The 25,706-nt window shown below is 64.3% G+C and carries 23 protein-coding genes and 1 pseudogene; 6 read left to right on the plus strand and 18 right to left on the minus strand.

Annotated elements, in window-relative coordinates; all coding sequences use genetic code 11:
- The first annotated feature begins 42 nt into the window (after positions 1–42).
- Genes RM190_RS21525 through RM190_RS21535 form a run of 3 tightly spaced genes read left to right on the plus strand, consistent with a single transcriptional unit; the run spans position 43 to position 2,461 of the window.
- On the plus strand, positions 43–828 hold the full coding sequence (locus tag RM190_RS21525; protein ID WP_311761539.1) for an SDR family oxidoreductase: 786 nt from the start codon (positions 43–45) through the stop codon (positions 826–828).
- 11 nt (positions 829–839) lie between these two features.
- Positions 840–1,538, plus strand: coding sequence for a ribonuclease activity regulator RraA (locus RM190_RS21530; protein ID WP_311761540.1), 699 nt, complete (start codon positions 840–842; stop codon positions 1,536–1,538).
- Positions 1,535–2,461, plus strand: coding sequence for a dihydrodipicolinate synthase family protein (locus RM190_RS21535; protein WP_311761541.1), 927 nt, complete (start codon positions 1,535–1,537; stop codon positions 2,459–2,461). The genes RM190_RS21530 and RM190_RS21535 overlap by 4 nt, the downstream gene beginning before the upstream one ends.
- Here the strand turns inward: RM190_RS21535 and RM190_RS21540 are convergent, their stop codons facing one another.
- From RM190_RS21540 to RM190_RS21575, 8 genes are all read right to left on the minus strand, one after another.
- Complete coding sequence (locus tag RM190_RS21540; protein WP_142665002.1) at positions 2,462–2,992, minus strand: chromate transporter; 531 nt, start codon at positions 2,990–2,992, stop codon at positions 2,462–2,464.
- Complete coding sequence (locus RM190_RS21545; protein ID WP_311761542.1) at positions 2,989–3,543, minus strand: chromate transporter; 555 nt, start codon at positions 3,541–3,543, stop codon at positions 2,989–2,991. The genes RM190_RS21540 and RM190_RS21545 overlap by 4 nt, the downstream gene beginning before the upstream one ends.
- Positions 3,544–3,567: 24 nt before the next feature.
- A complete protein-coding gene (locus tag RM190_RS21550; protein ID WP_311761543.1) occupies positions 3,568–4,266 on the minus strand; it encodes an RraA family protein in 699 nt (232 codons plus the stop codon).
- A 35-nt stretch (positions 4,267–4,301) separates the two neighbouring features.
- Positions 4,302–5,060 carry a 2-keto-4-pentenoate hydratase gene (locus RM190_RS21555; RefSeq protein ID WP_311761544.1) on the minus strand — a complete coding sequence of 253 codons (759 nt, stop codon included), beginning with the start codon at positions 5,058–5,060 and terminating at the stop codon, positions 4,302–4,304.
- Positions 5,057–6,691: an ABC transporter ATP-binding protein gene (locus RM190_RS21560; RefSeq protein ID WP_311761545.1), complete on the minus strand. Its 1,635-nt coding sequence runs from the start codon at positions 6,689–6,691 to the stop codon at positions 5,057–5,059. Before RM190_RS21560 ends, RM190_RS21555 begins: the two co-directional genes overlap by 4 nt.
- Positions 6,688–7,611, minus strand: coding sequence for an ABC transporter permease (locus tag RM190_RS21565; protein WP_246098826.1), 924 nt, complete (start codon positions 7,609–7,611; stop codon positions 6,688–6,690). Before RM190_RS21565 ends, RM190_RS21560 begins: the two co-directional genes overlap by 4 nt.
- A gap of 1 nt (position 7,612) precedes the next feature.
- Positions 7,613–8,530, minus strand: coding sequence for an ABC transporter permease (locus RM190_RS21570; RefSeq protein WP_142664996.1), 918 nt, complete (start codon positions 8,528–8,530; stop codon positions 7,613–7,615).
- A gap of 81 nt (positions 8,531–8,611) precedes the next feature.
- A complete protein-coding gene (locus RM190_RS21575) occupies positions 8,612–10,135 on the minus strand; it encodes an ABC transporter substrate-binding protein (protein ID WP_311761546.1) in 1,524 nt (507 codons plus the stop codon).
- A gap of 196 nt (positions 10,136–10,331) precedes the next feature.
- Between RM190_RS21575 and RM190_RS21580 the strand changes: the two genes are divergently transcribed.
- Positions 10,332–11,237, plus strand: coding sequence for a LysR family transcriptional regulator (locus RM190_RS21580; RefSeq protein ID WP_311761547.1), 906 nt, complete (start codon positions 10,332–10,334; stop codon positions 11,235–11,237).
- Positions 11,238–11,279: 42 nt separating this feature from the next.
- Positions 11,280–11,417 carry a hypothetical protein gene (locus RM190_RS21585; protein ID WP_311761548.1) on the plus strand — a complete coding sequence of 46 codons (138 nt, stop codon included), beginning with the start codon at positions 11,280–11,282 and terminating at the stop codon, positions 11,415–11,417.
- Between the two features lie 510 nt (positions 11,418–11,927).
- Here RM190_RS21585 and RM190_RS21590 read toward each other — a convergent pair.
- The 9 genes from RM190_RS21590 to RM190_RS21630 all read right to left on the minus strand — a co-directional run bounded on the left by RM190_RS21590 (position 11,928) and on the right by RM190_RS21630 (position 21,777).
- On the minus strand, positions 11,928–12,767 hold the full coding sequence (locus tag RM190_RS21590) for an ABC transporter permease (protein ID WP_311761549.1): 840 nt from the start codon (positions 12,765–12,767) through the stop codon (positions 11,928–11,930).
- Positions 12,767–13,594, minus strand: coding sequence for an ABC transporter permease (locus tag RM190_RS21595; RefSeq protein ID WP_311761550.1), 828 nt, complete (start codon positions 13,592–13,594; stop codon positions 12,767–12,769). Before RM190_RS21595 ends, RM190_RS21590 begins: the two co-directional genes overlap by 1 nt.
- A gap of 10 nt (positions 13,595–13,604) precedes the next feature.
- Positions 13,605–14,678: a quaternary amine ABC transporter ATP-binding protein gene (locus RM190_RS21600; protein ID WP_311761551.1), complete on the minus strand. Its 1,074-nt coding sequence runs from the start codon at positions 14,676–14,678 to the stop codon at positions 13,605–13,607.
- A 59-nt stretch (positions 14,679–14,737) separates the two neighbouring features.
- Positions 14,738–15,589, minus strand: a complete 852-nt coding sequence (locus RM190_RS21605) for a glycine betaine ABC transporter substrate-binding protein (RefSeq protein ID WP_311761552.1) — start codon at positions 15,587–15,589, stop codon at positions 14,738–14,740.
- A 221-nt stretch (positions 15,590–15,810) separates the two neighbouring features.
- A complete protein-coding gene (locus tag RM190_RS21610; protein WP_311761553.1) occupies positions 15,811–16,752 on the minus strand; it encodes a LysR substrate-binding domain-containing protein in 942 nt (313 codons plus the stop codon).
- A 28-nt stretch (positions 16,753–16,780) separates the two neighbouring features.
- A complete protein-coding gene (locus RM190_RS21615; RefSeq protein WP_311761554.1) occupies positions 16,781–18,127 on the minus strand; it encodes an NAD(P)/FAD-dependent oxidoreductase in 1,347 nt (448 codons plus the stop codon).
- A gap of 1 nt (position 18,128) precedes the next feature.
- Positions 18,129–19,634, minus strand: a complete 1,506-nt coding sequence (locus RM190_RS21620; protein WP_311761555.1) for an aldehyde dehydrogenase — start codon at positions 19,632–19,634, stop codon at positions 18,129–18,131.
- Position 19,635: 1 nt separating this feature from the next.
- A complete protein-coding gene (locus tag RM190_RS21625) occupies positions 19,636–20,541 on the minus strand; it encodes a dihydrodipicolinate synthase family protein (RefSeq protein WP_311761559.1) in 906 nt (301 codons plus the stop codon).
- 183 nt (positions 20,542–20,724) lie between these two features.
- A complete protein-coding gene (locus RM190_RS21630) occupies positions 20,725–21,777 on the minus strand; it encodes an AI-2E family transporter (RefSeq protein ID WP_311761556.1) in 1,053 nt (350 codons plus the stop codon).
- 331 nt (positions 21,778–22,108) lie between these two features.
- Between RM190_RS21630 and RM190_RS21635 the strand changes: the two are divergent.
- Positions 22,109–22,432 (plus strand): annotated as a pseudogene (locus RM190_RS21635) (ATP-binding protein); the annotation flags it as partial.
- Positions 22,433–22,701: 269 nt separating this feature from the next.
- Here RM190_RS21635 and RM190_RS21640 read toward each other — a convergent pair.
- Complete coding sequence (locus tag RM190_RS21640; RefSeq protein ID WP_311761557.1) at positions 22,702–24,984, minus strand: caspase family protein; 2,283 nt, start codon at positions 24,982–24,984, stop codon at positions 22,702–22,704.
- Between the last annotated feature and the right edge of the window lie 722 nt (positions 24,985–25,706).

Below are 25,706 nucleotides of genomic sequence, written 5' to 3' on the forward strand. Positions count from 1 at the left end.
CTGTGTCGCCGTGTATCCCTGAGGTGACAGAGGAGGACGGCAATGGACTTAGGATTGAAGGGGCGGGTCGCGCTGGTCTTTGGCGCCGGGGGCGGGCTCGGCGGGGCCATCGCCCGCAGCCTTGCAGCCGAGGGCGCAAGGGTGGTCGCAGCGGATATCGTGGCCGAGGCGGCACAGGCGACGGCAGAGGACATCGCCCGCGCAGGTGGAGCGGCGCAGGCGGTGACGTGGGATCTGGCCGACCTGAGATCGATCCCGCAGCATCTCGCGGGGATCGAGGCAACATTCGGCCCGGTCGAAATCCTCGTGAACAATACCGGCGGTCCACCACCCACGCCTGTCTCGGGTCAGTCTCCCGAGGAATGGGAGAGGCATTTCCGCGCCATGGTCATGTCGGTCATCGCGATCACCGATGCCGTCCTGCCGGGGATGAAGGCCGCGGGCTGGGGGCGTGTCATCACCTCGACCTCGTCCGGCGTCGTCGCGCCAATCGCCAATCTGGGGCTATCGAATGCGCTGCGGGCAAGCCTTGTCGGCTGGTCGAAGACCCTGGCGGGCGAGGTCGGGCGGTCCGGCATCACCAGCAATATCGTGCTGCCCGGCCGCATCGCCACCAAGCGCATCGCCTTTCTCGACGAGCAGCGCGCGAAAAGGGAGGGGAAAGAGCCCGCCGAGGTCGAGGCCGCCTCGACCGCGTCGATTCCGCTCGGCCGCTATGGCGAGCCACGGGAATACGGCGATACGGTGGCCTATCTGGCCTCGGAGCGCGCCAGCTATATCACCGGCTCTGTCATCCGTGTCGATGGCGGGCTGATCCAAAGCATCTGAAGGGGGAGTGGATGGATCCGAAAGTCAAAGAGGTTCTCGAGGCGGTGTCGACGGCGACGCTGACGACGGTGTTGCTGAAAAAGGGTCTGCGCAATGTCTGGATGCGGGGAACAAGGCCGTTCCGCCAGGGCCAGCCGCGACTGGTCGGCCCGGCCTTCACCCTGCGCTTCGTCCCGGCGCGCGAGGATCTGGCGACGCCCGCAAGCTGGGCCTCGCCCATCTCGACCCGGGCGGCAATCGAGGCGATGCCCGAGGGCTGCATCGCCGTCGCTGATGCGATGGGCGTCCTTGATGCCGGGATCTTTGGCGACATTCTGTGTGCGCGCATGGCCAAGCGCGGCGTGGCCGGTCTGGTGACGGACGGCGTGATGCGCGATGCGGCCGGGGTGCATGGCACCAGTCTGCCGGTCTGGTCGAGCGGGATCGCAGCTCCGCCCTCGGTCGCGGGGCTGACCTTTGTAGGCTGGCAGCAGCCCATCGCCTGCGGCGGGGTCGCGGTCTTTCCCGACGATATCGTGGTCGTGGATGACGATGGCGCGGTGCTGATCCCGGCGGCGCTCCTCGATGCCGTCGTGGCCGAGGCGCCCGAGCAGGAGGCGCAGGAGGCCTGGATCATGACCGAGGTCGATCGCGGGGTGCCGCTGCCCGGCCTTTATCCGATGAACGACGAGACCAAGGCCCGCTACGCCGCATTCAGGGAGGGCAAATGAGCTTCGGTATCGAAACCAAGGGCGTCTATCCGATCGCCGCGACGCCCTTTCGTCCGGACATGTCGGTAGATTGGGACAGCCTCGACCGGTTGACCGACTTCTATCAGGATGCGGGCGCCACGGGCATCACCATCCTTGGCATCCTGGGCGAGGCAGGCAAGCTTGAGCCCGAGGAAAGCCGCGAGATCGCCGCACGCGTCATCGCGCGGGCGCGGGTGCCGGTCGTGGTCGGCGTCTCGAACCCAAGCTTTGCCGCGATGGGCCGGCTCGCGCGCGAGGTCATGGATCTGGGCGCTGCGGGGGTGATGATCGCGGGCCATGCCGGCCTGCGTTCGGACGAGCAGATCGCGGCGCATTTCAGGAATGCGGTTGATGCCATCGGACAGGATACGCCATGGGCCTTGCAGGATTACCCGCTGACGCTGTCGGTCGTGCTGTCGGTGCCGATGATCGGGCGGATCATGGCCGACCACCCGTCCTGCGTGATGCTGAAGGCCGAGGATTGGCCGCAGCTTGAAAAGCTTTCGGCGATCCGGGCGGCGCAGGCCTCGGGCGGGATGCGGCCGTTTTCGATCCTGACGGCGAATGGCGGGATGTTTCTGGATTTCGAGCCGGAGCGCGGTTCGGACGGGGCGATGACGGGATATGCCTTTCCCGATGCGCTGGTCGAGATGGACCGGCTGCATCGCGAGGGGCAGCGCGATGCGGCCCATGACCTGTTCGACGCGCATCTGCCCTTGATCCGCATGGAGCAGCAGCAGGGCGTCGGGCTGGCCGTGCGCAAATACCTGCTGATGCGGCGCGGCGCGATTGCCTGCGACATCCAGCGCAGGCCCGGCACCGCCCTGACCCCGCGTGTACGCGAGGAGATCGACTATCTGCTGGCCCGGCTGGCCCGCAAGGATCCCCGCGCGGCGATCTGACTAGGAAAGGGCGGCAAGCAGCAGGCTTGCCGCCCCGCCCGCCATCAGGACCAGCACGGCGGGAATCCGGGGCAGGCCCTGAAAGATCAGGAAGGCCCCAACCGAAATCGCCGGCCCCGCCCAGCCATTCCCCGAAATCTGGATCAGCGCGATGCTGCCCGAGATGACAAGCCCGGTTCCGACCGGGGCAAGCCCCTCGCGCATCGCGCGGTGCCATTTCCTGTCCCTGTGGCGGCTGGTTGCGCGATAGACCAGATAGCAGACGAGCGAGGAGGGCAGGTAGATCGCGAGCGAGGCCAGCGTCGCGCCCGTCCAGCCCGCCAGCCGCCAGCCGATCAGCGTGGCCAGCGTCGTGCCCGGTCCCGGCGCCGCGCGCGAGATCGCGAAAAGATGCAGGAAGTCCTGCGGCGCGATCCAGCCGTTCTGCCGCACCATAACATCCAGCCCGGCGATAATTGCCGGACCACCCCCGAAGGAGGCCAGCGACAGCGGCACCATATGCCACAGGATCTGCCACAGTGGGTCCGTCATCCCCGCCTCCAGACCAGCCAGACGCTGACCGGCGCGACCAGCAGCACGACAAGGATCATGGGCAGCTTCAGCACGGTCACTCCCACCACCACCGCGGCGATCACGGCAAGACGCCGGGGGGATCCCTTTGCACGCCTGAGGCCAAGCCAGCAGATCTGCAGCAGCATCCCCAGCGCGGCGCAGGCGATGCCCAGCATCGCGATCTCGACCGCGGGGAACTGGCCCAGCCGGTCGAACAGCAAGGCAAGGCCAAGGACCGACAGGACCGGGGGCAGCAGAAAGCCCGTGACGCAGGCCGCCGCGCCAAGGGGGCCGCGCAATTCCTCGCCCAGACAGACGACAAGATTGACCACATTCGCGCCGGGCAGAACCTGCGCGATGGCCAGCGTGGCGGAAAAATCGTCATCGCTGACCCAGCCCCGGCGCTGGACGAATTCGCGATGCAGCCAGCCGGTCAGGCCGCCCCCGAAACTGAGCGAGCCGACCTTGAGACAGGTCAGGAAAAGCGCGCCGGCGGGAACCGGCGCGGGATCGGTTCGGGTGTCCCTCATTCCCTGAACATGCGCCGGTTGCGCTCAGCTTGCCAGCCGGTCCGCATCCGGGGGCGGAAAGGCGCAGCCCTGCCGGTGCAAAGCGGCCATCACCCAGTCCCGGTTCAGGCGGCCTTCCGCGATGGCAAGGCGGGTCCTTTCCTCGGCGGCGCATTTCTCCTCGGCGGCGGTCAGGATGGCCTCGGCCTGCGACTGGGGGATGCACAAAACGCCGTCATCATCGCCCAGGATGATGTCGCCCGAAACAATGACCATGCCGTCGACGGCAATCGGGCAGTTGATCTCGCCCGGTCCGTCCTTGTAGGGGCCGCGATGGGTGACGCCCGCAGCATAGATCGGCAGGCTTCCGGCGCGGATCACCGCCGCGTCGCGGATCGCGCCGTCGATGACGAATCCGGCAATGCCGCGGCTGGCGGCATAGTTCATCATCATCTCGCCCATCAGCGAGTTGGTCAGGTCGCCCCCGGCATCGACGACGATGACGTCGCCCGGGCCTGCCATGTCGATTGCCTGATGGATCATCAGGTTGTCGCCAGGCCGGGTCTTGACCGTCAGCGCGGTCCCGGCCAGCGGCGTTCCGTCATGCATCGGCCGCAGCCGTGAACCGCCTGCCGTCATCCGCGACATCACGTCGCTGACATTGGCGACGGGGATCTGGCGGAAGCGCTCGACCAGAGCCTTGGGCGCCACGCTGTCGCGGCGGTGGATTTGGAACCCGTGCATTCTATTCGTCTCCCTTTGTGGTTTCGGACTGCCGCCTAGCGGCTGAAATTCGCGGTAACCTGGCCCATCTGCGGGCATTCTGCGCTCAGGCTGTCCGCATCGCCCAAGGGCGCGGGACCAAGACGCGCGCCGGTGATGACCACATCCCCGCGCGCAAGGCCGCCGCCCCGCGTCAGGGCGTGATTGGCAAGCCATGTCAGCACCTCCAGCGTCTGGGGCAGGCCAAGGTTTTTCAGTGGCCCCTCGATCTGCGCCTCCCCCAGCCGCATCGTCAGCGCCAGCCCGGCAAGGTCGATGTCGCGCCAGTCCGCGATGGCGGGGCCAAGGATGACGGCGGCATTGCCCTGAAGATCGGCGATGGGCGACAGCGGCGGGATGCTTTTGCGGTCGATGAAGCGCGACGAGATCAGCTCGACCGCCAGATGCATCGACCCGATGGCCGCCGCGACCTCGTCGCGCTGATAGGGGCGCGTGCGGGCGGGCAGGCCGGTGGCAAAGACGAAGGCCGTCTCGACCTCGGCCTCGAAGCCTGCGGGCGGGACCTTCAGCGTCACTCCCGAAGCGTGGAAGGCCGAGGCGGGCAGGACGGCGCAGCGCGGCTCTCCATCAGGCTTCGCGGCAACCTTCCATCCCCCGGCGGGGCCGATCTGGCGCAGCGTCGCGTCCTGCACCGCATAGGCCTCGGCCAGCGAGGCAGGGGCAAGATCCTGCGGCAATTCGGCCAGCAGTGCGCCGTCAAGGCGCGAGCGCAGCAAGAGTTCCGCCGCCCTTTCGGCAGCAACAAGGCGGGTCATTCGGCAGGCTCCGTGATATGGCCGCGCATCCGTTCCTCGACCGGGCGGGAGGCGAGCAGCTTCTGGGTATAGGGGTGCCGGGGGTGCTCGAAGATCTCGGCAGTGACGCCGGATTCGACGATGCGGCCGCCCTGCATGACGATGGTGCGGTCGGCGAAATCGCGCACCACTGGCAGGTCATGGGCGATGAACAGATAGGACAGACCGTGGTCCCGGCGCAGGTCCTTGAGCAACTGGATCACCTGCGCCTGAATCGAGACATCGAGCGCCGAGACCGCCTCGTCGCAGATAATGACCTCGGGCTTCAGGGCCAAAGCCCGCGCGATTGCGATGCGCTGGCGCTGCCCCCCCGAGAACTGGTGCGGATAGCGGTCGGCATGTTCGGGGCGCAGGCCCACCTGCTCCAGCAGTTCGGCCACCCGGCGCGGCCATTCCGCGCGCGGCAGCACACCGCGATGGATGGCCCAGGGTTCCGCGATGATGCGCCCGACCTTCATGCGCGGGTTCAGCGATGCGGTCGGATCCTGAAACACCACCTGCACATTGCGTGCAATCTCGCGGTTGCCCGGTCCCAGCATCGATTTGCCACGGTAAAGCACCTCGCCCTTGGTCGGATCGACCAGCCCGAGCAGCGTGTTGACGAGCGTGGACTTGCCCGAACCGCTTTCGCCGACGACGCCCAGCACCTCGCCCTTGTTCAGCGTCAGACTGACATCGTCCAGCGCCTTGATCTCGCGCCCCGTGGGCGTCTTCAGGACACCGGCCGAGACGCCGTAATATTTCGACAATCCGCGGATCTCGATCAGCGCCTCGGACGACAGGTCGCGGGCAGCCGGGTAGCCATGACGGCCCGGAACTGCGTCGAGCAGGCGACGCGTATAGGCGTGGCGCGGCGCGCCCAGCACCTCGGCCAATGGTCCCTGCTCGACGACCTCGCCCTGAGACATCACCACGACGCGATCCGCGATCTCGGCTACGACACCAAGGTCATGGGTGATCATCAGGATGCCCATGCCGTTCTCGGCCTGAAGCTCCTTCAGCAGTTTCAGAATTCCCGCCTGAACCGTGACATCAAGCGCCGAGGTCGGCTCATCCGCGATCAGTACGTCCGGCTCCATGGCGATCGCCGCCGCGATCATCACGCGCTGGCGCTGCCCGCCCGAGAACTGGTGGGGATATTCGTGAAAGCGCCGCTCGGGTTCGGGGATGCCGACGCGGGCCAGCAATTCGATGGCCCTTGTCCGTGCGCGCTCGGGCGGGACGCCATGGGCGGTCATGCTTTCGCTGATCTGATGGCCCACGGTATGGACCGGGTTCAGCGCGGCCAGCGTGTCCTGAAAGATCATCGCGATCCGCCGCCCGTTCAACTCGCGCTGGTCCTTTGCCGACAGTCCCAGGATCCCGCGGCCGTCGAAACGGATGCTGCCCGACAGGATCTCGCCCGGCGGCGTATCGATCAGTCCCATGACCGCCGAGGCCGAGACCGACTTGCCCGAACCGGATTCCCCGAGGATCGCCAGCGTTTCCCCACGGTCGAGGTGCCAGCTGACCGACTTGACCGCATCGACGATCTTGCCGCGCGAGTGAAAGCGGACGGAAAGATTCTCGACTTCCAGAAGATGCCCGGTCATGCGCGTGTCCTTTTCTCAAGCCGCCAGCGTTGGGCGGGGTCGGTCGCGGTGCGGATCCAGTTGGCCATGAGGTTCGCGGAAATCGCGGTCAGCGAGATCGCGACGCCCGGCCAGAACGAAAGCCACCAGGCCGAGGCGAGGTAGCCGCGCCCATCCGCCACCATCAGGCCCCAGGTCACCGCAGGCGCCTGCACGCCCAGCCCAAGGAACGACAGCGAGCTTTCCGACAGCATGACCGCGGCGAATTCCAGCGTGGCGAGCGTCATCAGCGTCGGCACCACATTGGGAAGGATGTGCAGAAAGACGATGCGGGCATGGGACGCGCCCAGAACCTTGGCGGCCTTGACGAACTGGCGCTCGCGGATTTCCAGCACTTCGGCCCGGCAGGTCCGCAGATAGACCGGCACGCGGCTGAGAGCGAGGACGAGAACCACATTCCCGACGCTGGGGGCAAGCACAAACAACACGATCAGCGCCAGCAGCAGCGAGGGGAAGGACATCAGGATATCCGCGCCCCGCAGGATGATCGTGGCGATGCGCCCCTGACGATAGCCGGCGATCAGCCCAAGGATGGTGCCCACGACCAGCGCAAGGACCACGGCGCTGCCCGCGATCATCAGCGTGTAGCGGCTGCCGATGACAAGCCGGGCCAGCAGGCTGCGCCCCATATTGTCGGCTCCAAGGATATAGAGCCAGCCGCGTTCCAGCTCGAACGGCGGCGCGTTCCGGCCGCGCAGGTTCATCTGCAGCGCCTGATCGGGCAGCAGCGACGGGCCGAACAGGGCCGCGATCACCACGAGCAGCAGGAAACACGCGCTCAGAAAGGCGAACTTGTCGCGCCACAGCATCAGGAAGGCTTCGGCCAGCGCATGTTCGCGGGGCGGTTTCGCCGCTGCGGTCGGATGGGTCATATCGGACATCTCAGCCATGCCTCACACGGGGATCGAGCAGCGCATAGGCAAGGTCGATCAGGATGTTCAGGACAAAGATCGCGACTGCCGTGACCATCACGGCGGCCTGGATCACGGCGAAGTCGCGGAACATGATCGAGTCGATCATGAGCTTGCCGATGCCCGGAAAGCCGAAGACCGTCTCTGCGATCACGGCACCATTCACCATGCCCGCGGCCTGATCGCCTGCGACGGTGACCACCGGCAGCATGGCGTTTCGCAGCGCATGGCCAAAGATAACCACCCGGCTGCGCACGCCGCGCGCCCGCGCCGTCTTGACATAGGGCGAGGCCAGCGCGTCGATCATCGACGAGCGCACGACCTGCGTGAGGACGCCGCAGGGCCTGACGAAAAGCACCGTGACCGGCATGATCCAGTGCCAGGGCGTCCCGGTCCCCGAGGTCGGCAGCGCACGCAGCCACACCGAAAAGACCAGCACGCCTACAATGGCGATCCAGAAATTCGGGATCGAGGCCCCGGCGAGCGAAATGAGGCTGGCGATGCGGTCAAAGACCCCGCCGGGCCGCCATGCGGCGATCGAACCAGTGACGATCGCGATCACGAGCGAGATCAGCATCGCCCAGAACGACAGCAGCAGCGTGGTCGGGAAGGCCTGCAGCACCATCTGCAGCGCGGGGCGGCCATCGCGCAGCGACTCGCCGAAGTCGAATTGCAGCAGGTCGAGGAGATAGCGCCCGAACTGCACCAGCATCGGCTGGTCGAAGCCGTGGCGCGCGGCGAATTCCTCGCGCACGGCCAGCGGTGTGTCCACCGGCAGAAGCAGGTCGGTCGGATTGCCCGTCAGCCGGGCGAGGAAGAACACCAGCACGACAAGGCCAAAGAGCGAGATCGCGCTTTGCATCGTACGTTGGCGGAAATAGGAGCGCATGGGGCTTCCTTCCCAAATCATCGGCGCGGGCCGCGCCCGTGGTCGGCGAAAAGGCCGGGCGGCGCGCGCCCGGCCCTTGGCTCAGTTGGTTCCGCGGAACTTGATCTGCGACAGCTCCATCATCGTGCTGGTCACGCCGTCCGGCTTGAATTCCAGCCGGTCCGAGATGCGCATGTAGTTGACCATGTGGAACATCATGACGTCGGGCACGACATTCTCGGCGGAATAGGCATTGGCCTGCTGGAAGAGCTTCACCCGCTCATCCCCCGAGGCCGCGTCCGCCGCATCGATCAGGTGGTCGAGTTCCGGGTCGCCGAATTCCGATTGCTGCCCGGTCGAGTGATAGCGGAAGTGCATGGTGAAAGTGGCGTCACCCGAATTGTTATCATGCTGTTCCTGGATCAGCATGGCCGGGCGCGGCTCGGCATAGGGCTTGTTGACGAGCTTCAGCCACTGGGCGCGCTCCATCGGCTGCAGCTTCACGTTCAGGCCGACCATCTGCCACATGGCGATCATCGCCTCCATCGTCTCCTGCCCGTTGGCATAGAAGTTGATGCGCGAGATCAGCGGGATTTCGGCGCCGACATCGACCCCGTCCTTCTTCGCCTCGTCGATGAGCGCCTTGGCCTGTTCCGGATCATAGGGCCAGGGCTTCATGTCCGGGTTGTAGCCATTGATGCGTGGCAGGAACATCTGGGTCGCGATGGCGTAGTCCTGATTGAAGAGCCCGTCGCGCAGCGCCTCGCGGTCGATGGCAAGGTTCATGGCCTTGCGCACCCGGATATCGGCAAGCGGGCCTTCGAAGCTGAAGCGCAGGCGCGTCGTCTCGCCATTCAGATAGCCGTGGTCGGTTTCGGGATTGGTCGCGTCCTGAATGGCGATGTTGAGCCCGATATCGGCCTCTCCCACCTCGACCATCGCGGCGCGCAGCGCGCTTTCGTCGCGACGGACATATGTCGCCTTGCTGACCGCCGGAGCCTCGCCCCAGTATTTGTCCTGACGGACAAGGACGATCGCGTCGCCTGCATTGCGCTGGGGAATGGCAAATGGTCCGGTTCCGACCGGGGTGCTGGTCATCGCGTCGAAATCGGTCTTGGGCGACTCGATGGTCAGGAAGCTCATGAAGATCGGCATCAAGGGCTGAGGCTTCTCGGTCGATATATCAATTGTATGGCTGTCGACGACCTTCGGAGTCAGGCGAATATTGGCGAAAAGCTTGCCGCGGTTGAGACAGTCGAGCTTGGGGTTGAACATGCGTTCGATGGACCGCGAGACCGCATCGGCGTCAAAGGCGCTGTCATCGGAATAGGTCACTCCCTCGCGCAGCTTGATGCGCCAGACCGTCGGCTCGACCTGCTCCCATGAGGTGGCGAGGCGGGGTTCAGGCTTGCCGCTCTCGGGGTTGAGGTGGGTCAGCGCTTCGACGACATTCTCGCGCACCACCAGCCCGACCTCGGAGGACGAGTTGCAGGCGTCGATATTGTCGAAAGCGTAGGGTGTGACGATGGTGATGGCGTTCGCGTCATCCTGTGCGAAGGCGCCCGTCGCGACCACCGAGCCGATCGCGACCCCGCAGAGCAGGTTGGCCATCCTGAATTTCGACATCTCTTTCCTCCCTATGTGTCAACCCCGGCGGGCGAGGCTGAACCTGCCGCTGCGAGACGATTGCAAGTTTTCGGAATTGTCGCGCGGCCCTCCTCCTCAGGAATGCGCGTCTCCTCGGATGACGCTAGCAGGCTTGGATATCGCCGCGCCAATACAGATTACTTTTCATCCCATAAAACTATTGTATGGTTGTTGGATGGGATGGCTGAACCTTCGTCGACTGACCTATTTTCGCGCGATCATCGAGGCGGGCTCGCTGTCCGAGGCGGCGCGCCGCCTGTCGGTGCCGCAGCCCGCACTCTCCTATCACCTGCGCGAGCTTGAGGCCGATTTCGGCGGGCCGCTCGTCATTCGCGGTCGAAACGGGGTCGAACCGACCGAGGGCGGCCAGCTTCTCTTCGACCACGCGACCATCATTCTGGCGCAGGTCGAACGGGCCGAGATGGAATTGGCGGGACTGCGCCGCCGCGGGGCCGCGGACCCACGCGTCATGCGGATTTCGGCACTGCCCTCGCTCGCCACCAAGCTGACGCCGCATCTGCTGAAGCTGACCGCCGAGACCCTGCCGCTGAGCGGGCTTTTCGTCATCGAGACGGTCACGCGCGAGGCGCGCGAGATGCTGCGCCAGCACGAGATCGACTTTGCCATCGTCATCGCGGACGAGAAGGTTCCCGAAAGTCAGTGGCTCGCCGCCGAAAGCCTGCTCATGTGCTTTGCCGCCGGTGACGGCGACGCGACGGCGGGGCCGATCACCTTCGCCGAGGCGCTGGACGCACCACTCATGCTGCCCGCCAAGGGGCGCCCGGTCCGCAACCTTGTCGAGAGGCTGGCAGGGCAGGTCGGCAAGAAGCCCATCGTCATCCATGAGATCGACGGGCCGAACCCGCGCAAGCAGGCGACGATCGCGGGTTTGGGCAAGACATTCCTGCCCTGGATCTCGATTTCCGAAGAGGTCGAGAAGGGGCTGATCAGCTACAGAGAGGTGGTCGATCCACCCCTGCTGCGGCATGTCGCGCTGGAATGGCGCGAGGACATGGACCCCGAACTGGCCTGGGCCATGCACGGGCTGCTGTCGACCCTGCTTACATCAATGCTGCGCTAGGCGTCTTGTCTGCGAAAGTTGGTGAGACGCTTGGCCTGGACCATGTTCAAACGCAGCGTGATGCGGGAGGTCAGCGAGGCTGCTCTTTTGGGCGCGGTGCGCCGTCACAGGCTGATGGTCAACATGGGAGGTTGGGGCCTGCGGATGCGACGTGCGGGCGTCACCCGTCTGACAGCGTAGGCAGGGCGTCTGCTGCCGGCCGCATGTCGGCAAGGGCGTCAAAGGGTAGCTCCCGTGCAATTGCGCCGAGGCCGATGAACATGCGCTGCCGGTATGCGAATGCGGAATAACCAAGGTTATGTAACTATTATCGATCCGCCCAGACCATTTGGCAGCTGCAATATCCTTTTCGCGAAGTCGTCCCCGAAATACACCAAAGGTGCGCCCAAGGTTCGGGCGAGCGCGCAAGCAAAACAGCCCCCATATTCAGTCCGGCGGGATCTGCGCCTTTCTCCCATTTCGCATAGGCAACCGCAGCAGCAATTGCATCGCGTCCTGTCGGCGGCACCACGCGCACAACTGACAAAAGTCGTTCAACCGCGGCGCGGACCGCTCGCCTATGCGAGCGACAATACAATCACAGGTGCCGCACATCGGCGATCAGAGCGAGAATGGCTTCCGGGCTGATCCGGTCGCGGCGTGCCATGATATCGGCAACCGGCCGACAGAAGCACACGTACAGATGAGCACCTAGGCGCTTTTATGTGGGCCCCTGCCACGGTCCAGCGCGCTGCGCGACAGCCGATCCACCAGAATCGCCACTGCAACGATGGCAAGACCCGCGCGTAGACCAAGGCCCATCTCCATCCTGGTCAGACCGCGCGTCACCTCTGCCCCGAGGCCTCCGGCGCCCACCAGCCCGGCCAGCACCACCATGGCCAGCGACAGCAGAATGCACTGGTTCAACCCAACGAGCATCGTCGGCTTCGCCGCCGGAAATTCGATCTTCCACAGGATGGTCCGGGGTCTGGCACCTATCGCTTGACCCAGCTCCCTCAGGTCGTGGGGAACGCCGCGAAAGGCCAGCGTTGTCAGGCGCAGCATGGGCGGGATGCCGTAGACGATGGTCGCGATGATCGCCGGAACCCGCCCGAGACTGAAGATCATCACCGCCGGGATCAGATAGACCCAGGGCGGCACGGTCTGCATGACGTCGAGGATCGGGCGAAGCGTCGCCTCGATCGCCGGACGGCGGGCAGCGAGGATGCCGAGGGGAACTGCAACGGCAACAGCCACGATGACGGCGACCAGCATGAGCGCGATGGTCTGCATCGAGGCCTGCCAAAGCTCGGTCAGCCAGCAGAAGCCGAGGCAGCAAGCGGCAAGGATGGCGAGCCGCAGTCCGGCGGCGGCAAAGGCCGCGATGACGACAATGGCGATCACCGCAAATGGGGGCAGGGTCATCAGGGCGGCCTCGATCGCGCCAAGAAGTGCCTCGATCACCAAAGTGACCTGGGCGAAGAACCCGTGAAAATTGGCGTTCAGCCAGTCGACGGCGGGGGCAAGGACGGCTCCGGGATTGAACTGCATCATTTGGTCCTCGCTGCGGCTTGGGTCATGCGGTCCAGAAGCATGGTCAGCACCACAATCGCGATCGAAGCGTTGATCGAGGTCGCAATATCGAGAGTCCGGATCGCGCTGTAAATCGTTTCGCCCAGCCCTCCCGAGCCGACGAAGCCCGCGATGACCACCATGCCGAAGGCCATCATCAGGCTCTGGTTGATGCCTGCCATGATGCTCGGCACGGCAAAGGGCAGGCGGATCTTGAAGAACATCTGGGCGCGGCTGGCGCCGACGGCATCGCCCAGTTCAAGAAACTCGGTCCGGGTCTGCCTGATCCCGAGGGAGGTCAGGCGGATCGCAGGCGGCATGGCGACGATGACGGTTGCAATCAGCGCGGTCGCGGGGCCGTAGCCCATCAGCGCGATGGCCGGAAGCAGATAGATATAGGGCGGCAAGGTCTGGATCAGGTCGAGCGCCGGGGTCAGCGCGCCGTCAAGCCGTGGTATCAGCCCGGCAAGGACGCCGAGTGGCAGGCCGACCGCCAGCGCGATGGCCGTCGCAGCCACCACCAGCGCAAGCGTGCTCATGGTTTCCGGCCAAAGACCCATTGCGGCGCAGGCTATCAACCCCAGCGCGCCCACGACACCGAAGCCAGTGCCGAGGACGCGCCAGCCGATCAGCCCGGAAATGACAGCGACGACCCAGAATGGGGGCAGCATCAGCAACCACAGGATGCCGTCGTAAAGACCCTCAAGCAGCGCGCGGATGCCGTCGAAGACGAAGGCCGCGTGATCGGACAGCCAGAAAAGGGCGTCGTCGACGGTGGTGTCGAAGGCGGTGACAAAGCTTTCCATGCGCGCTCCCTCAGGCTGCCGCGAGGGTTTCGGGCTCGCCCCGCACGCCGAGCAGCAGCCGGCGCGTGGTCACGACCCCGACGATGCTGTCACCGTCGGCGATGGCCACGGCGTCGCTGCCCGCACCGATGATCTTGCCGATCAGTTCGTCGATATCTGCCTCGGACGAGCAGCGGGGCAGACTGTCCAGTGGTTGCGCCGGTCCCGTGCGGTGCCAGCCATCGACCGGCATCATAACCGAATGCGCCTTGATCAGATGCAGCCGCGAGATTCCGGCCACGAAATCCGCGACATACTGGTCGGCGGGATTCATGACGATCTGCTCGGCCGTCCCCTCCTGAATAATGACGCCGTCCTTCATGATGGCGATGCGGTCGCCGATCCGGATCGCCTCGTCGAGATCATGGGTGATGAAGACCGCTGATTTCCCCAGTTCCTTGGTGAGCTGGCGGAACTCATCCTGCAACTGGCGCCGGATCAGCGGGTCGAGCGCCGAGAAGGGCTCGTCCATCAGGATGATCTCGGGATCGGCGGTGAGGGCGCGGGCAAGGCCCACGCGCTGCTGCATGCCCCCCGACAATTCGCGGGGATAGCGCTCCTTCCAGTCGGACAGGCCGACCTTGGCAAGCGCGGCCTCGGCCGCCCGGTTGCGCTCGTCGCGGGGGATGCCCTGCACTTCCAGTCCAAAGGCTGCGTTTTCCAGCACGGTCCGCTGCGGCAATAGCGCCACGGATTGGAACACCATGCCGATATGACGAGCGCGGGTTTCGCGCAGAGCGCGCGCATCGAGTGTGGCCAGGTCACGGCCCTTGACCAGAACCTTGCCGAGGCTGGGCGTGATCAGCCGGTTCAGCAGCCGGATCAAGGTCGACTTGCCGCTGCCCGACAGGCCCATGATGCAGAAGATCTCGCCCCGCCGGACCTGCAGCGAGGCGTCGGACACGCCGATCACACAGTTGAATTGCTGGAGAACCTCGCGCTTGCTCAGCCCGCGATCCGCGATTGAGCGGAGTGCGTCGACACTGCGGTCGCCGAAGACCTTCCAGACCGACTGGCAGTCGATCAGAATCTCGTTGCTTTCCATAACCACCCTGTCTTTTCTGGTTGGGGTGGACGGCCCGCCGGGGCCGTCCGGCACAGCCTTCAGTAGGATTTGATGTTGCTCCAGCGTTCCATCAGGTCCGCATGGGCGGCGGTCCAGTCCGCGACGGCGCTGTCCATGGTTTTGCCGTCGTTCACGGCCGCATTGATCGCGGTGATGTCGGCAAGCGGGACATAGACACCGGCGATGATCTCGCGCGCCTCGGGATTGCTTTCCGAAAAGCCCTTCTGGCCGATCCAATAATAGCCCTGCGGCGGAGCGAAGATCCCCTTTGGATCGGCAAGGAACTTGGTGTCGTATTTCTGGACCATCCAGGACGGTTCCCAGACGATGACGGCGGCCCATTCCTTGCGATCGGTCGCGGCCTTCAGCGCGGCGGTCATCGCGGCGGTGCTGCCCTCCACCAGCTTCAGGTCAAGGCCATAGCCAGACACCACGTCGGCCGCTTCGCGCATGACGCCAGCGCCGGGCTCGATACCGATGATCTTGCCGCCGAACTTGTCGGCGTTCTCGTTCATCTGCTCGATGGAATCGATCGGGACATATTTCGGGACGGCAATGCCTTGATAGAGGCCGTAGGATACCGGCGCGATCTTTTCCAGCCGGTTCTTGTTGCGTTGCCAGTAGTCCTGTGCGGCGTAATCGACCTGGGAAACCATGATCTGCACGTCCCCCTTGGTAAGGGCCGCATAGGCAATACCCCATTCCGAGAACTCGGTGACGTTGACGGTATAGCCCTTGTCCTCCAGCACTTTCTTGGTGATCCCGGTGATCGGGGTCAGGTCCTCCCAGGCCATCGTTCCGATCTGGATGACCTTGTCCTGTGCCGACACCGGTGCGGCAAGGCCGAGGGCGACCGCCGCCGCCATGAAGGCGAGCTTTAAGCTGCGCATGTTCTCTCTCCTGTTGGTCGGGCCGGATGGCCGCAAGCATCCCTCGCCGCAAAGGCTGCGGCGTGTGGGCCAGGACCCATTGGTTGATTGTGATGGGGGTTCTCCGGTTCCTCTGCGGGGCCCCCTGCCCCCGGCTCACTGAACTATCCCGCAAGAGGCTTCGCCTCGGCAAACGAGAATATTCAGCAGTCTTGCATTAGAAAATCTAGCGCAGCCGGGCGTCAGTCCTGCTGCTTCAACGACGCGAGAACGTGGCTCACGAAGGCGGCGACATGCGGCCGGTTCAGGGATTTCTGCCGGCAGTTCAGGAAGTTGCCACGGCCGATGGTCAACTGCCCGGGATGGGCAAGGACAAGGCTGCCCTCCTCGATCGCCGCGCGGACCATGTGCTGCCAGCCCAGCATGACACCCTCTCCGGCAAGGGTGGCGGCCATCAGCAGATTGACCTTGTTGGTCGAAAGGCTCGACGCGAGCTTGGCCCATTCCGAACCCTGCGCGCGGAACCACTCGGTCCAGCCAAGCGGTTGCCAGCCAATTGCATCGGCGGACCAGTGGCGGTCATGCAGATGCAGAAGGTTCACACGGTTCAGGCTGTCGACCTCGTCGAAGGGGCCGTGCTCGGCCAGGAAGGCGGGCGTGCAGACCGGCTGGGCGACTTCCGGGAACAGGAAATGCAGGACTTCTCCTACCTCGCAGCGTTCATTGCCGCAAAGAATGGACAGATCGACTTCGGAATAGTTGCGCAGGGTGTCGTCGGCATCCGAGGCAAGGATCACGAATCCGACCTGTGGGTGACTTTTGCGAAAGCTGTCGATCTGCGGCTTCAGCCAGAAACTGGCCATGCCATCGGTGGCCGAGATCGTGATCGTCTCGGGGCCTTCGTCATCGGTAATCACCGACACGGCCGCGCTGATCGTGTCGAGCCCGGCGCTGACTGCGGCAACAAGGCTGATGCCCTCGGGTGTCAACGCGAGAATGTTGCGCTTGCGGATGAAAAGGTCGACCCCCAGCGCGCGTTCCAGCAAGCGGATCTGCTGACTGATCGCGCCCTGTGTCACGTTCAGCTCGCGCGCGGCCATCGTGAAGCTCAGGTGCTTGGCCGCGACCTCGAATGTCGCGAACGATCCAAGCGAGGGAAGATAGCGACGCTTGATCGGCGGCATGGCGTGCTGGTCCCTTGTTGGCGGGGTCTCATTCTAGCCGGGATTGCCATTCTTTCCAGCGCATATAGACATTGGCGCCGATCGTGTCGAACGGATGGGGCGGCAGGCGGGCCGGCTCGGCCTCGGCGGTGAAAAAGGCCGTGATCTCGCTCTCGCGCCCGGTCGCCAGCTCGGCGGCGCCGATCCCGGTCAGCGTCCCCCGCGCCGTCCCGAGGCCGTTGTCGACGCAGGCAGCGTAAAGCCCCGGCTCCAGTTCTCGCATGACCGAGACGTTGTTGCGCGACAGGCACAGATGACCAGACCAGGAATGCTCGAAGCGGATCCCGCGCAGCATCGGAAAGCGGGTGTCGAATTTCTGCCGCATCGCGCTGACCAGTCGGGCCAGATCGTGTGCGCTGGTTTGCATGCCCGGGCGGTAATAGCCGCCCTGACGGATGACAATGCGATGACCACCCTGCGCGGGACCGATCCGGCGCACGGTCGTGCCCATCGGATCGGCGGGGGTCAGACCCCAGCAGACATGCCCGCCAAGCATGTGGATGGCCTCGGGGGGCAGTTCCTCGGTCATGCAGGCGTTCAGCATGACATGCATCAGCCGACCGCGCTTGAAGCCGAAGCTTTCAAGATGGCCGTTATTCGCCATGATGACGCGAGCGGCCCGGACCCGGCCCCGTTCGGTCGAGAGACACCAGCCTTGCGCGCCGCTTTCGATGCCGAGGACCGGCGAGTTCTCGCAGATCCTTGCGCCTTCGCGCTCCAGCCCGGCGGCAAGGCCCTGCACATAGCCTGCGGGTTGCAGCATTGCCGTGCCGGGCGTGTAGAGGCCGCCGTGGTAGTAGCCGGTCCCGGTCACCTCTCGCATGGCCTGCGCGTCCAGCATCTCATGCGACTCGCCCAGTTCGAGCAGATGGGCGGCATAGCTGACATTGGCCGCGATCCCGGCCGCAGACGCGGCGGCGTTGATCTTGCCGCTGCGCTGGAAGTAGCCCTCGGGAATAGAGTAGTCGCTGACCGCCTGCGCGGCGAACTCGATCGCCTGGCGGTTCAGCCGGGTCAACTGCCGGTCGTGGCTGTCTCCGGCACCGGCATAGTTGCCCGAAGTCAGTTCATGCGGCAGGTCGATCATGAAGCCCGAATTCCGGCCCGTGCCCCCTTCCGAAATCCGCGCCGCATCCAGGATCAGGATGTCGAGGCCGGGATCGATCTGCAACAGGCGGCGGGCGGCCGAGAGGCCGGCGAAGCCGGCTCCCACGATCGCGATATCGCAGCCGGTCTCGCCCTCCAGCCGCGGACGAGCGGGAGCGGGCGGCAGAATTTCCCGCCACCCGGCGGGGCCATTGAAGACAGGGATGCGGCTGGCCCGATGCCCTGTCATGTCAGTCGATCACCGTATCCGAGTGATCGGTCAGGTCCAGCCAGATGGTCTTGAGCTGGGTATACTGGTCATGGGCGTGGATGCCATTGTCGCGCCCGCCGAAGCCGGACTGCTTGTAACCACCGAAGGGGGTCGAGATGTCGCCCTCGCCGAAGCTGTTGACCGTCACCGTTCCCGCCCGCAGCATTCGTGCACCGCGCAGGGCGCGTTTCCCGTTGGCAGTGAAGATCGAGGCCGCCAGTCCATAGTCGGTGTCATTGGCGACCGCGATCGCCTCCTCGAAGCTTGAGACCGGGATCAGGGTCAGGATCGGGCCAAAGATCTCCTCGACCGCAAGCTTTGAGCTGCGGGTCGTCTGCACGACGGTCGGTTCGATGAAACCCTCGCGGATGACGTTGCCACCCATCAGGATGTTTTCGGACCGCGCGGCTTCCAGATAGGCGCTGACCTTGCCGAAATGTGCGGGGCTGACCAGCGCGCCCACCCGGACCTCGGGGTCCAGGGGATCGCCCACGATCCATTCGCGGGCATGGGCCTGGATGCGCGCCATCAATGCGTCCTGAATGTCCCTGTGCACGATCAGCCGCGATCCGGCCGAGCAGTTCTGGCCCATGTTCCAGAAGGCACCATTGACGACATGGGCGGCCACCGCGTCCAGATCCTCGGCATCGTCCAGCACGATGCAGGGGTTCTTGCCGCCCAATTCCAGCACCACCTCCTTCAGGTTGCTGTCCGCCGAGTAATGCAGGAAGCGACGGCCCGTCGCGGTCGAGCCGGTAAAGCTGACCATGTCCACATCAGGATGACGGCCCAGCGGTTCGCCCACGTCACTGCCCGATCCGGTGACGATGTTCAGCACCCCGCGCGGCAATCCGGCCTCGCAGGCCAGTTCGGCCACCCGCAGCGCCGTCAGAGTGGTCTCGGCGGCGGGTTTCACCACCACCGAGCAGCCCGCCGCCAGCGCCGGGCCGATTTTCCAGGCCAGCATCAGAAGCGGGAAGTTCCACGGCAGGACCAGACCGACCACGCCCATGGCCTCGCGCAGGATCATCGCGATGTGATTATCCGAGGCGGGGGCAACCTGATCATAGATCTTGTCGATCAGCTCGGCATGCCAGCGGATCACATGGATCGTCTCGGGTATGTCCACGGTCTCGCAATCATAGATGGTCTTGCCAGCATCCAGGCTTTCCATCACCGCCAACTCGCGTGCATCGCGCTCCATCAGCTTGGCGAGGCGAAGCAGAACTTCCTTGCGTTCCGCCGGATGCAGGCGAGACCAGCGCCCGTCGTCAAAGGCCTCGCGTGCCTTGGCGACGGCAAGGTCCACGTCCCTGGCATCACAGGCGGCGATCTCTGCCAGCCGCTCGCCGGTCGCCGGGTTCGAGCTGACGAAGGTTGCACCCGAGATCGCGGGGCGGAAGCCGCCATCAATGAAGGCATTCCGCGGGAAGTCCAACGACGCAGCGATGGCCTTGTATTCCTCGTTCGTCAAAAGATCGGCCATCTCAGTTTCCCTCCGTGATTGCCTTGACGGTGGTCTTCAGCGTGTCGATCACCTGTTCGAGCGCGCGTTTCTCATCCTTGTTCAGCCCCTTCAGCGGTGGGCGCATCGGGCCTGCGCGCAGGCCCGAGACCTCGACCCCGTGCTTGACGCACTGGATGAACTTGCCGCCCTGCTCAAGCACGCGCATCAGGGGGAGCATTGCCGACATGATCCGGCGGCCCTTGCTGAAATCACCCCGGACGACGCAGGCCTCGTAGAGCGCGATGTGTTCCTCGGGCAGGAAGTTCGATCCGGCACAGATCCAGCTGCGCGCGCCCCAGGCAAAGAATTCCAAAGCCTGATCGTCCATGCCGCAGGACATCTGGATATGGGGATAGTCGCGCGCCAGCAGGTGTACCCGGTTGATATCGCCCGAGCTTTCCTTGATGCCGATCACGTTTCTGGACCGACCGACGCGGTCAAGAAAGGTGCGCCCCATCTCCACGCCCATCCGGCCCGGATAATTGTAAAGGATGATCGGCAGGCCCGCAGCGCGGTCGATCGCCAGCGCGTTCAGGGCGTTCTCCTGTTCGGTAGGGACCGAATAGGGCGGGGTGCCGAGCAGGATCGCATCCGCGCCCATTTCGCGCGCGCCCTCGGCAAGCGCGATGGAATCGGGCGTGCGCATCGCTCCCGTCCCGACGATTACCGGCAGTCGGCCATTCGTGCGTTCGGTGATGAACCGGGCCAGTTCCAGGCGTTCCTCGACAGTTTCGGCATAGTTCTCACCAGTGGAACCACCCGAGATCAGCCCGTGTACACCGGCGTCGATGAGCCGCTCGATCAGATCGGACAACCCGTCGAGGTCGAAAGATCCATCGGCGCGGAACGGGGTAATCAGCGGCGTGTAGATTCCTTCAAGCACCATTGTCGATGTCATGCCGGGCCTCCCTTGCGGAAATTCGTTCTCCATCTGCTACGCCCCGCCGGACACTTGTCGCAAAGGAGAATATTCTGGCGTGATGTATTAGAAAAACTATGTTGAAAAAGCCGCCGCCGCCGGATCATTCGATTTCTGGCGAGGCGGAGGAGGACCGGTCGGAACAAATCGTCAGTTCAGGCTGCCATCCTTGGACAACAGGACGGCAATTGGCCGGGTCGCATCGATCTCGCTCAGGATGATCACCAGTATCGCCATGATCGGCACCGCGAGGATGGCCCCGACAATACCCCAGAGCGAAGTCCAGACAGCGAGGCTTACCAGGATCACGAACGGGCTGACATTCAGCGAATTCCCCATGAGCCGAGGCTCAATGAAATTGCCAAGCGCGACCTGCGGTATGGACATGATGAGGATGAAAGCGATGACCGGCCAGATTTCCCCGTGCTCGAGCAGGACGAGAAAACAGGGCAGGGCTACACCGACAATTCCGCCGAAATAAGGGATGTAGTTGAGTAACCCGATCAGGATCGCCCAGAAGCCGGCAAACTCGATGCCATGGACCAGCATGATCACATAGCTCGCCACCCCGAGGGCGATGTTGATGAGCGACTTGATGACCAGGTAAGTCCCGATCCGCCTGTTGACGTCGCGGATCAACTCTCGGATCTGCGTCACCTTGGCGGGCTGGTCGGAAAGGCGGGCAATCTTGTTCGAGAAGGATTTCTGTTCCGAGAGGATAAAGGCCGCATAGATCAGGATCACCGCGAAGGTACCGATGATTGACGCCACCGAAACCACCGAACCGAGAACCACCCGGTGCAGGTTCATATGCCCCACCAAGTCTCGCCGCAGGCTCTGCCAACTCGGCTCGTCGTCCAGACCGACGGCGACCGCACCGCGCTGAACGAGGGCGAGCAACTGATCCTGGTAGACGGGAACGAGCGTCGATACCTGCGTGGCATTCTGGACGATCAGCCAGACGATGAGCGCCATCAGGCCGAGACTGACCACTATGGCAAAGGCGTAGCGCAGCGAGGCTGGAATACCTTCGAACCCAGGCACCCGTCCTATCAGTTCTGCGAGACCGAGGACCACATAGGCGACGATGATGCTCATGAAGATCGGGAGAAAGATTGTTCGACCGATGACCAGAATCCAACCGATCATGAGCGCAAGGCCCACCCCGTAGAAAAGTCGCGCCAGACCGTCTTGCGTGGTCACCGTAGGGGCTCCCCAATAGCCTCATGGAAATCTCAGGAGGAGCAGCGTTACGGCACGCCCGCCTCAAGTAAGCTATGCTCTCTGCAGACTATCCGTTTCAGAATGCGCCTGTCGCCCGGTTCTGCGCTCGTTTCACTGATCTCAGGACCGGCGTTGCCGACATGCATCCACGGCGGGACGCCGGCCATGCTCTGTGGCTGAGCAGAGCCGCGCGGCCGGATGCCACCGGAATGGCGGTGTCCACCTAAGCGCAAAGCCATACCGACATCCTTGAAACAGTCGCGGAGGCAGTGGAAGCCACCCACCTGCCCCCCGAACGACATCGGCAGACGACCTTGTGAACCGCCCGGAGACCGGGACGCATAGCGGCAAGCAGGGCCGCATGGCCGATTACCTGACACGCCTCGACTTCGTCATCCTGGACGAGCTGGGCTATCTGCCCTTCGCCCAGTCAGGCGGTCAACTGCTGTTCCACCTCATCTGCCGCCACTATGAGCGCAACTCGGTTATCGTCACCACAAACCTCGCCTTCGGGAAATGGCCGGTTGTCTTCGGCGATGCAAAGATGACCGCGGCATTGCTTGATCGGCTGACCCATCATTGCGAGATCATCGAGACCGGCAACGAGTCCTGGCGCTTCAGTAACCGCGCATGACCGGGGCGGTTCGGTCGACTGAGGCTCCGGCGCAAACCGCATCAAGGGGGCAATATTGGACGCCGATAAGGGGTCAGTTTTGCGCGCCGATTGACAGTGTGCCTTTTGCAGAAGCGGGACACCTGTCGCACGCAAATTGCTGCGACGAGGCGACGAAGTGCTGATTGGTGTGGCCCTTTCCATTCCGAACCAGCGCGGCGCGGCGCGGTGCTGCCAGCGGGCAGCGGGCACAGCCGCAAGCCTTGGATCGAAGATAGACCAGGCTGGCTTCAGAACAGATCAACTCGCGGCGGGTTGCGCGCCAGCCACACCCGCGCCGCCAGTGTCAGCCATTGACGCGGCCCCTCATCGGGCCTGCTGACAGCAAGTCCAGACCTCTGCCCCAATCGGTCCAGCGCCGCCAGCGTCGCCGGGCCTGCCGCACCGTCGACCACGACCGGCTCGCCCATTTCGTTCAGCAGCATCTGCGTCGCGCGGTTCAGATCGGCGTCTCGGATCCTGTCCAGCATCTGCCCGGCCTGTTCCGCCGCATCGCGGGCAGGCAGGTGCAGCGCCTTGGCCGCGCGCAAGGCTGCGTCGGCCGGACCAAGCGGGCTTGCCTCGCCTTTCAGGATGATGCTGGACGCATTGACGCCCGCCCAGCCATCACCGCGCGAAAGGCCCATGTCATACCAGCGCATCGCGGCCTTTGGATCGGGCTTGCCCAATTGCCCGCGCATGATCATCCGACCCAGATTGGCGGGAGCAAAGGGATGCCCGCCCTCAGCCGCGCGTTCGAACCAATCGCGCGCGGTGGTAAAATCCGGCTTGACCTTGTCATGGCCGCGCAGCGCCACCAGCCCAAGGTTGTTGTATCCGTAGATATCCTTGCGCGCGGCCGAAGCGCGCAGATAGGTCAACCCGCGTTCCGGCCGGTAATGCGGATTGTCGGGGTCGAGAAAAAAGGTGCCGAGTTCATTCATCGAATAGGTGTGGCCAAGCTCTGCGGCGCGTTCCAGAAGTTCGAAGCCGCGCTGGCGGTCGGCTTCGTCAGGACCGTTTCGCAACAGGCGCAGGCCACGGCTGTGCATGGCGAAAGGGTCGCCTCGGGCGATGGCATTTTCCAGCAATGCGTTCGCCTTGGCCTCGTCGAAAGGGATGGAGATCACCTTGCGGTCGATGCGGGAGGTCAGCAGAAGATACGCGGCCGCGGTGTCGGCGCGAATATGCCCCGCCTCGGCTGCGGCGCTGAAGCTGGCATAGGCACCTTGCAGGTCCCCGTTTGCCTGCTGTGCGCGACCCAACTGATAGACAAAGCGCGCCACGCCGGGGTTCTGCCGGACCGCCTGCTGGCAGGCAACCAGCGCTGCCTCGCCGTCGATCTCGTTCGGCAACCGATAGAGGCCCACGCCCTGCAGATCCAGCGCATCACCGGCCTCGACATCACAGGGATCAGGCGTCAACTCCATCTCGACGGTCAGGATGCGCGGGCTATCGCGGTCCGGGCGGATGCTGAAGCGATCGCGCAGCATATGGCCGCTATCGCCCGTCATGCGGGTTTCAACCAGATGCGGGCGATAGACCGCGATACCCGCAGCCAGCTCAAGTTGCCCCTGTTGCGGCTGCTCAATCAGCACCGGATCGGTCAGGGGGCCGCCGTTCATCTCGGTCAACTGCTCGTCCAGTCGCAATTCGCGGGCAAAAACCAGTGATATCTTCCCGGTCGTTTCCGTCGCTGGCGCCGTTTCGCGCAGGGTGTCGGCCACCGCGGGCGGGGACAGCGGGGTGGCATCAGCCAGAAAGAAGGGCTGGACCAGGGTCGAACTCTCCCAGGGAACCTGTCGTCCTTTGGTCGATTGGTAGACGCGCTGGCGCACATCGGCCAGCAGGTTCAGGATATTGTCGCCAGCATGGTCGGAGGCCGCCGTCAGAATCGCCTGCGCATAAGGGCCATTGCCGCCCTTTTCGCCATCATAGGCGACCTGTCCCGGCGAGGTGGAGAAGGCGACCAGCGAATTGATCGGGGTGGCAAACACCTCAAAGCCGGTCCCGGTCTCGAACAATGCCGCGTCCAGGTTGGCAGCCAGACGCAAGTTCGGGAAGGGGTTTTCCCGGCAAGCGTCGATCATCGCCACATGACTGGCGCCGCGTGCCGACAGCAACTCGATCACGCGGTCCAGGGTGATAGATTCGACCGGCAGGTCATAGACACTTTTGAAAGCGACATCGGTAGGCAGCAGATAGTTGCGGCGACCAATCTGGATGCCATGGCCGGCATAGAAAAACATGACCGACGAGCCTTCGGGAATATTCAGCACCGCCAAGCGCAGAAAGGATTCAAAGCCGGGCCGGTCAAGGTCATAGCCCTCTTGCACGGTAAAGCCGAAGCCGCGGAGCATATCGGCGATCCCGTGTGCATCGCGCAGCGTATTGTCTAGCGAAGGGATGTGGCGGTAATCGGCATTTCCGACCACCAGCGCGATTTTTGCACCTTCGGCCGAGGCAAGACCTGCCACGCCCAGTGACAGGAATGCTGACAGCAGCAGGCGCCGCATGGCCATTCCAACGGACATCAGCCGTTCCAGCCTCCACCCCCGTCGTCGCCACCATCGGCACCGCCGCCGTCATCGCCGCCGCCGTCGTTCCCACCGCCGCTGTTACCGCCGCCGCTGTTACCGCCCCCGCCGCCATGGCCCGAACCCGAGCCGCCCGAGCCAGAGCGGCCCTCTGAGTTTCCGCCTTCCCGGTCAGTTGGAGCAGCGAGCCGCGGAGGGGGCTGCTTATCCACATTAGTGTTTGACTGAGGCGATGATGGGGCTTCGTCGCAGCCGGAGACGAGCATGATCGTGGCCGTCGCGAGAAACAGGGCGAGACTTACACGCATCTTTGCCACCCAGTATTTGCAGGTGAATAGCATAGCAAATTTTGCCGAAACCGACCAATGATTCCAAGCCGAAGGGTCGCCCACATCCTGCGCTTCCGGTTGTCGCGCTGCGGCAAGACATCCCGGACCAGCTTTCGACTATGCCGCGTCTGCCGGGCAATCTACCGCTGAAGTTGGGGATCTAAGGCTCTTTCCCCGACCGTCCATCTGGTCTGCCACATCGATCAAGAAATGGCCAAACTGGCAAGTTCGGTGAGTGCTTGGGCGTGGCGAATGCCAGTGGCGAGGTGGTTTCGCCCGTTGGGTTACCTGCGCCATGGTTTGCCCGGTTTGCCGCGCGTCCATATCCCATACGTCCCGTATGCTGCCTTCAAAGCCCGGGCATGAAAAAGGCCGCCCCTTTCGGGACGG

The organism is Paracoccus broussonetiae (genome assembly GCF_031854425.1).
GTDB lineage: Bacteria > Pseudomonadota > Alphaproteobacteria > Rhodobacterales > Rhodobacteraceae > Paracoccus > Paracoccus broussonetiae.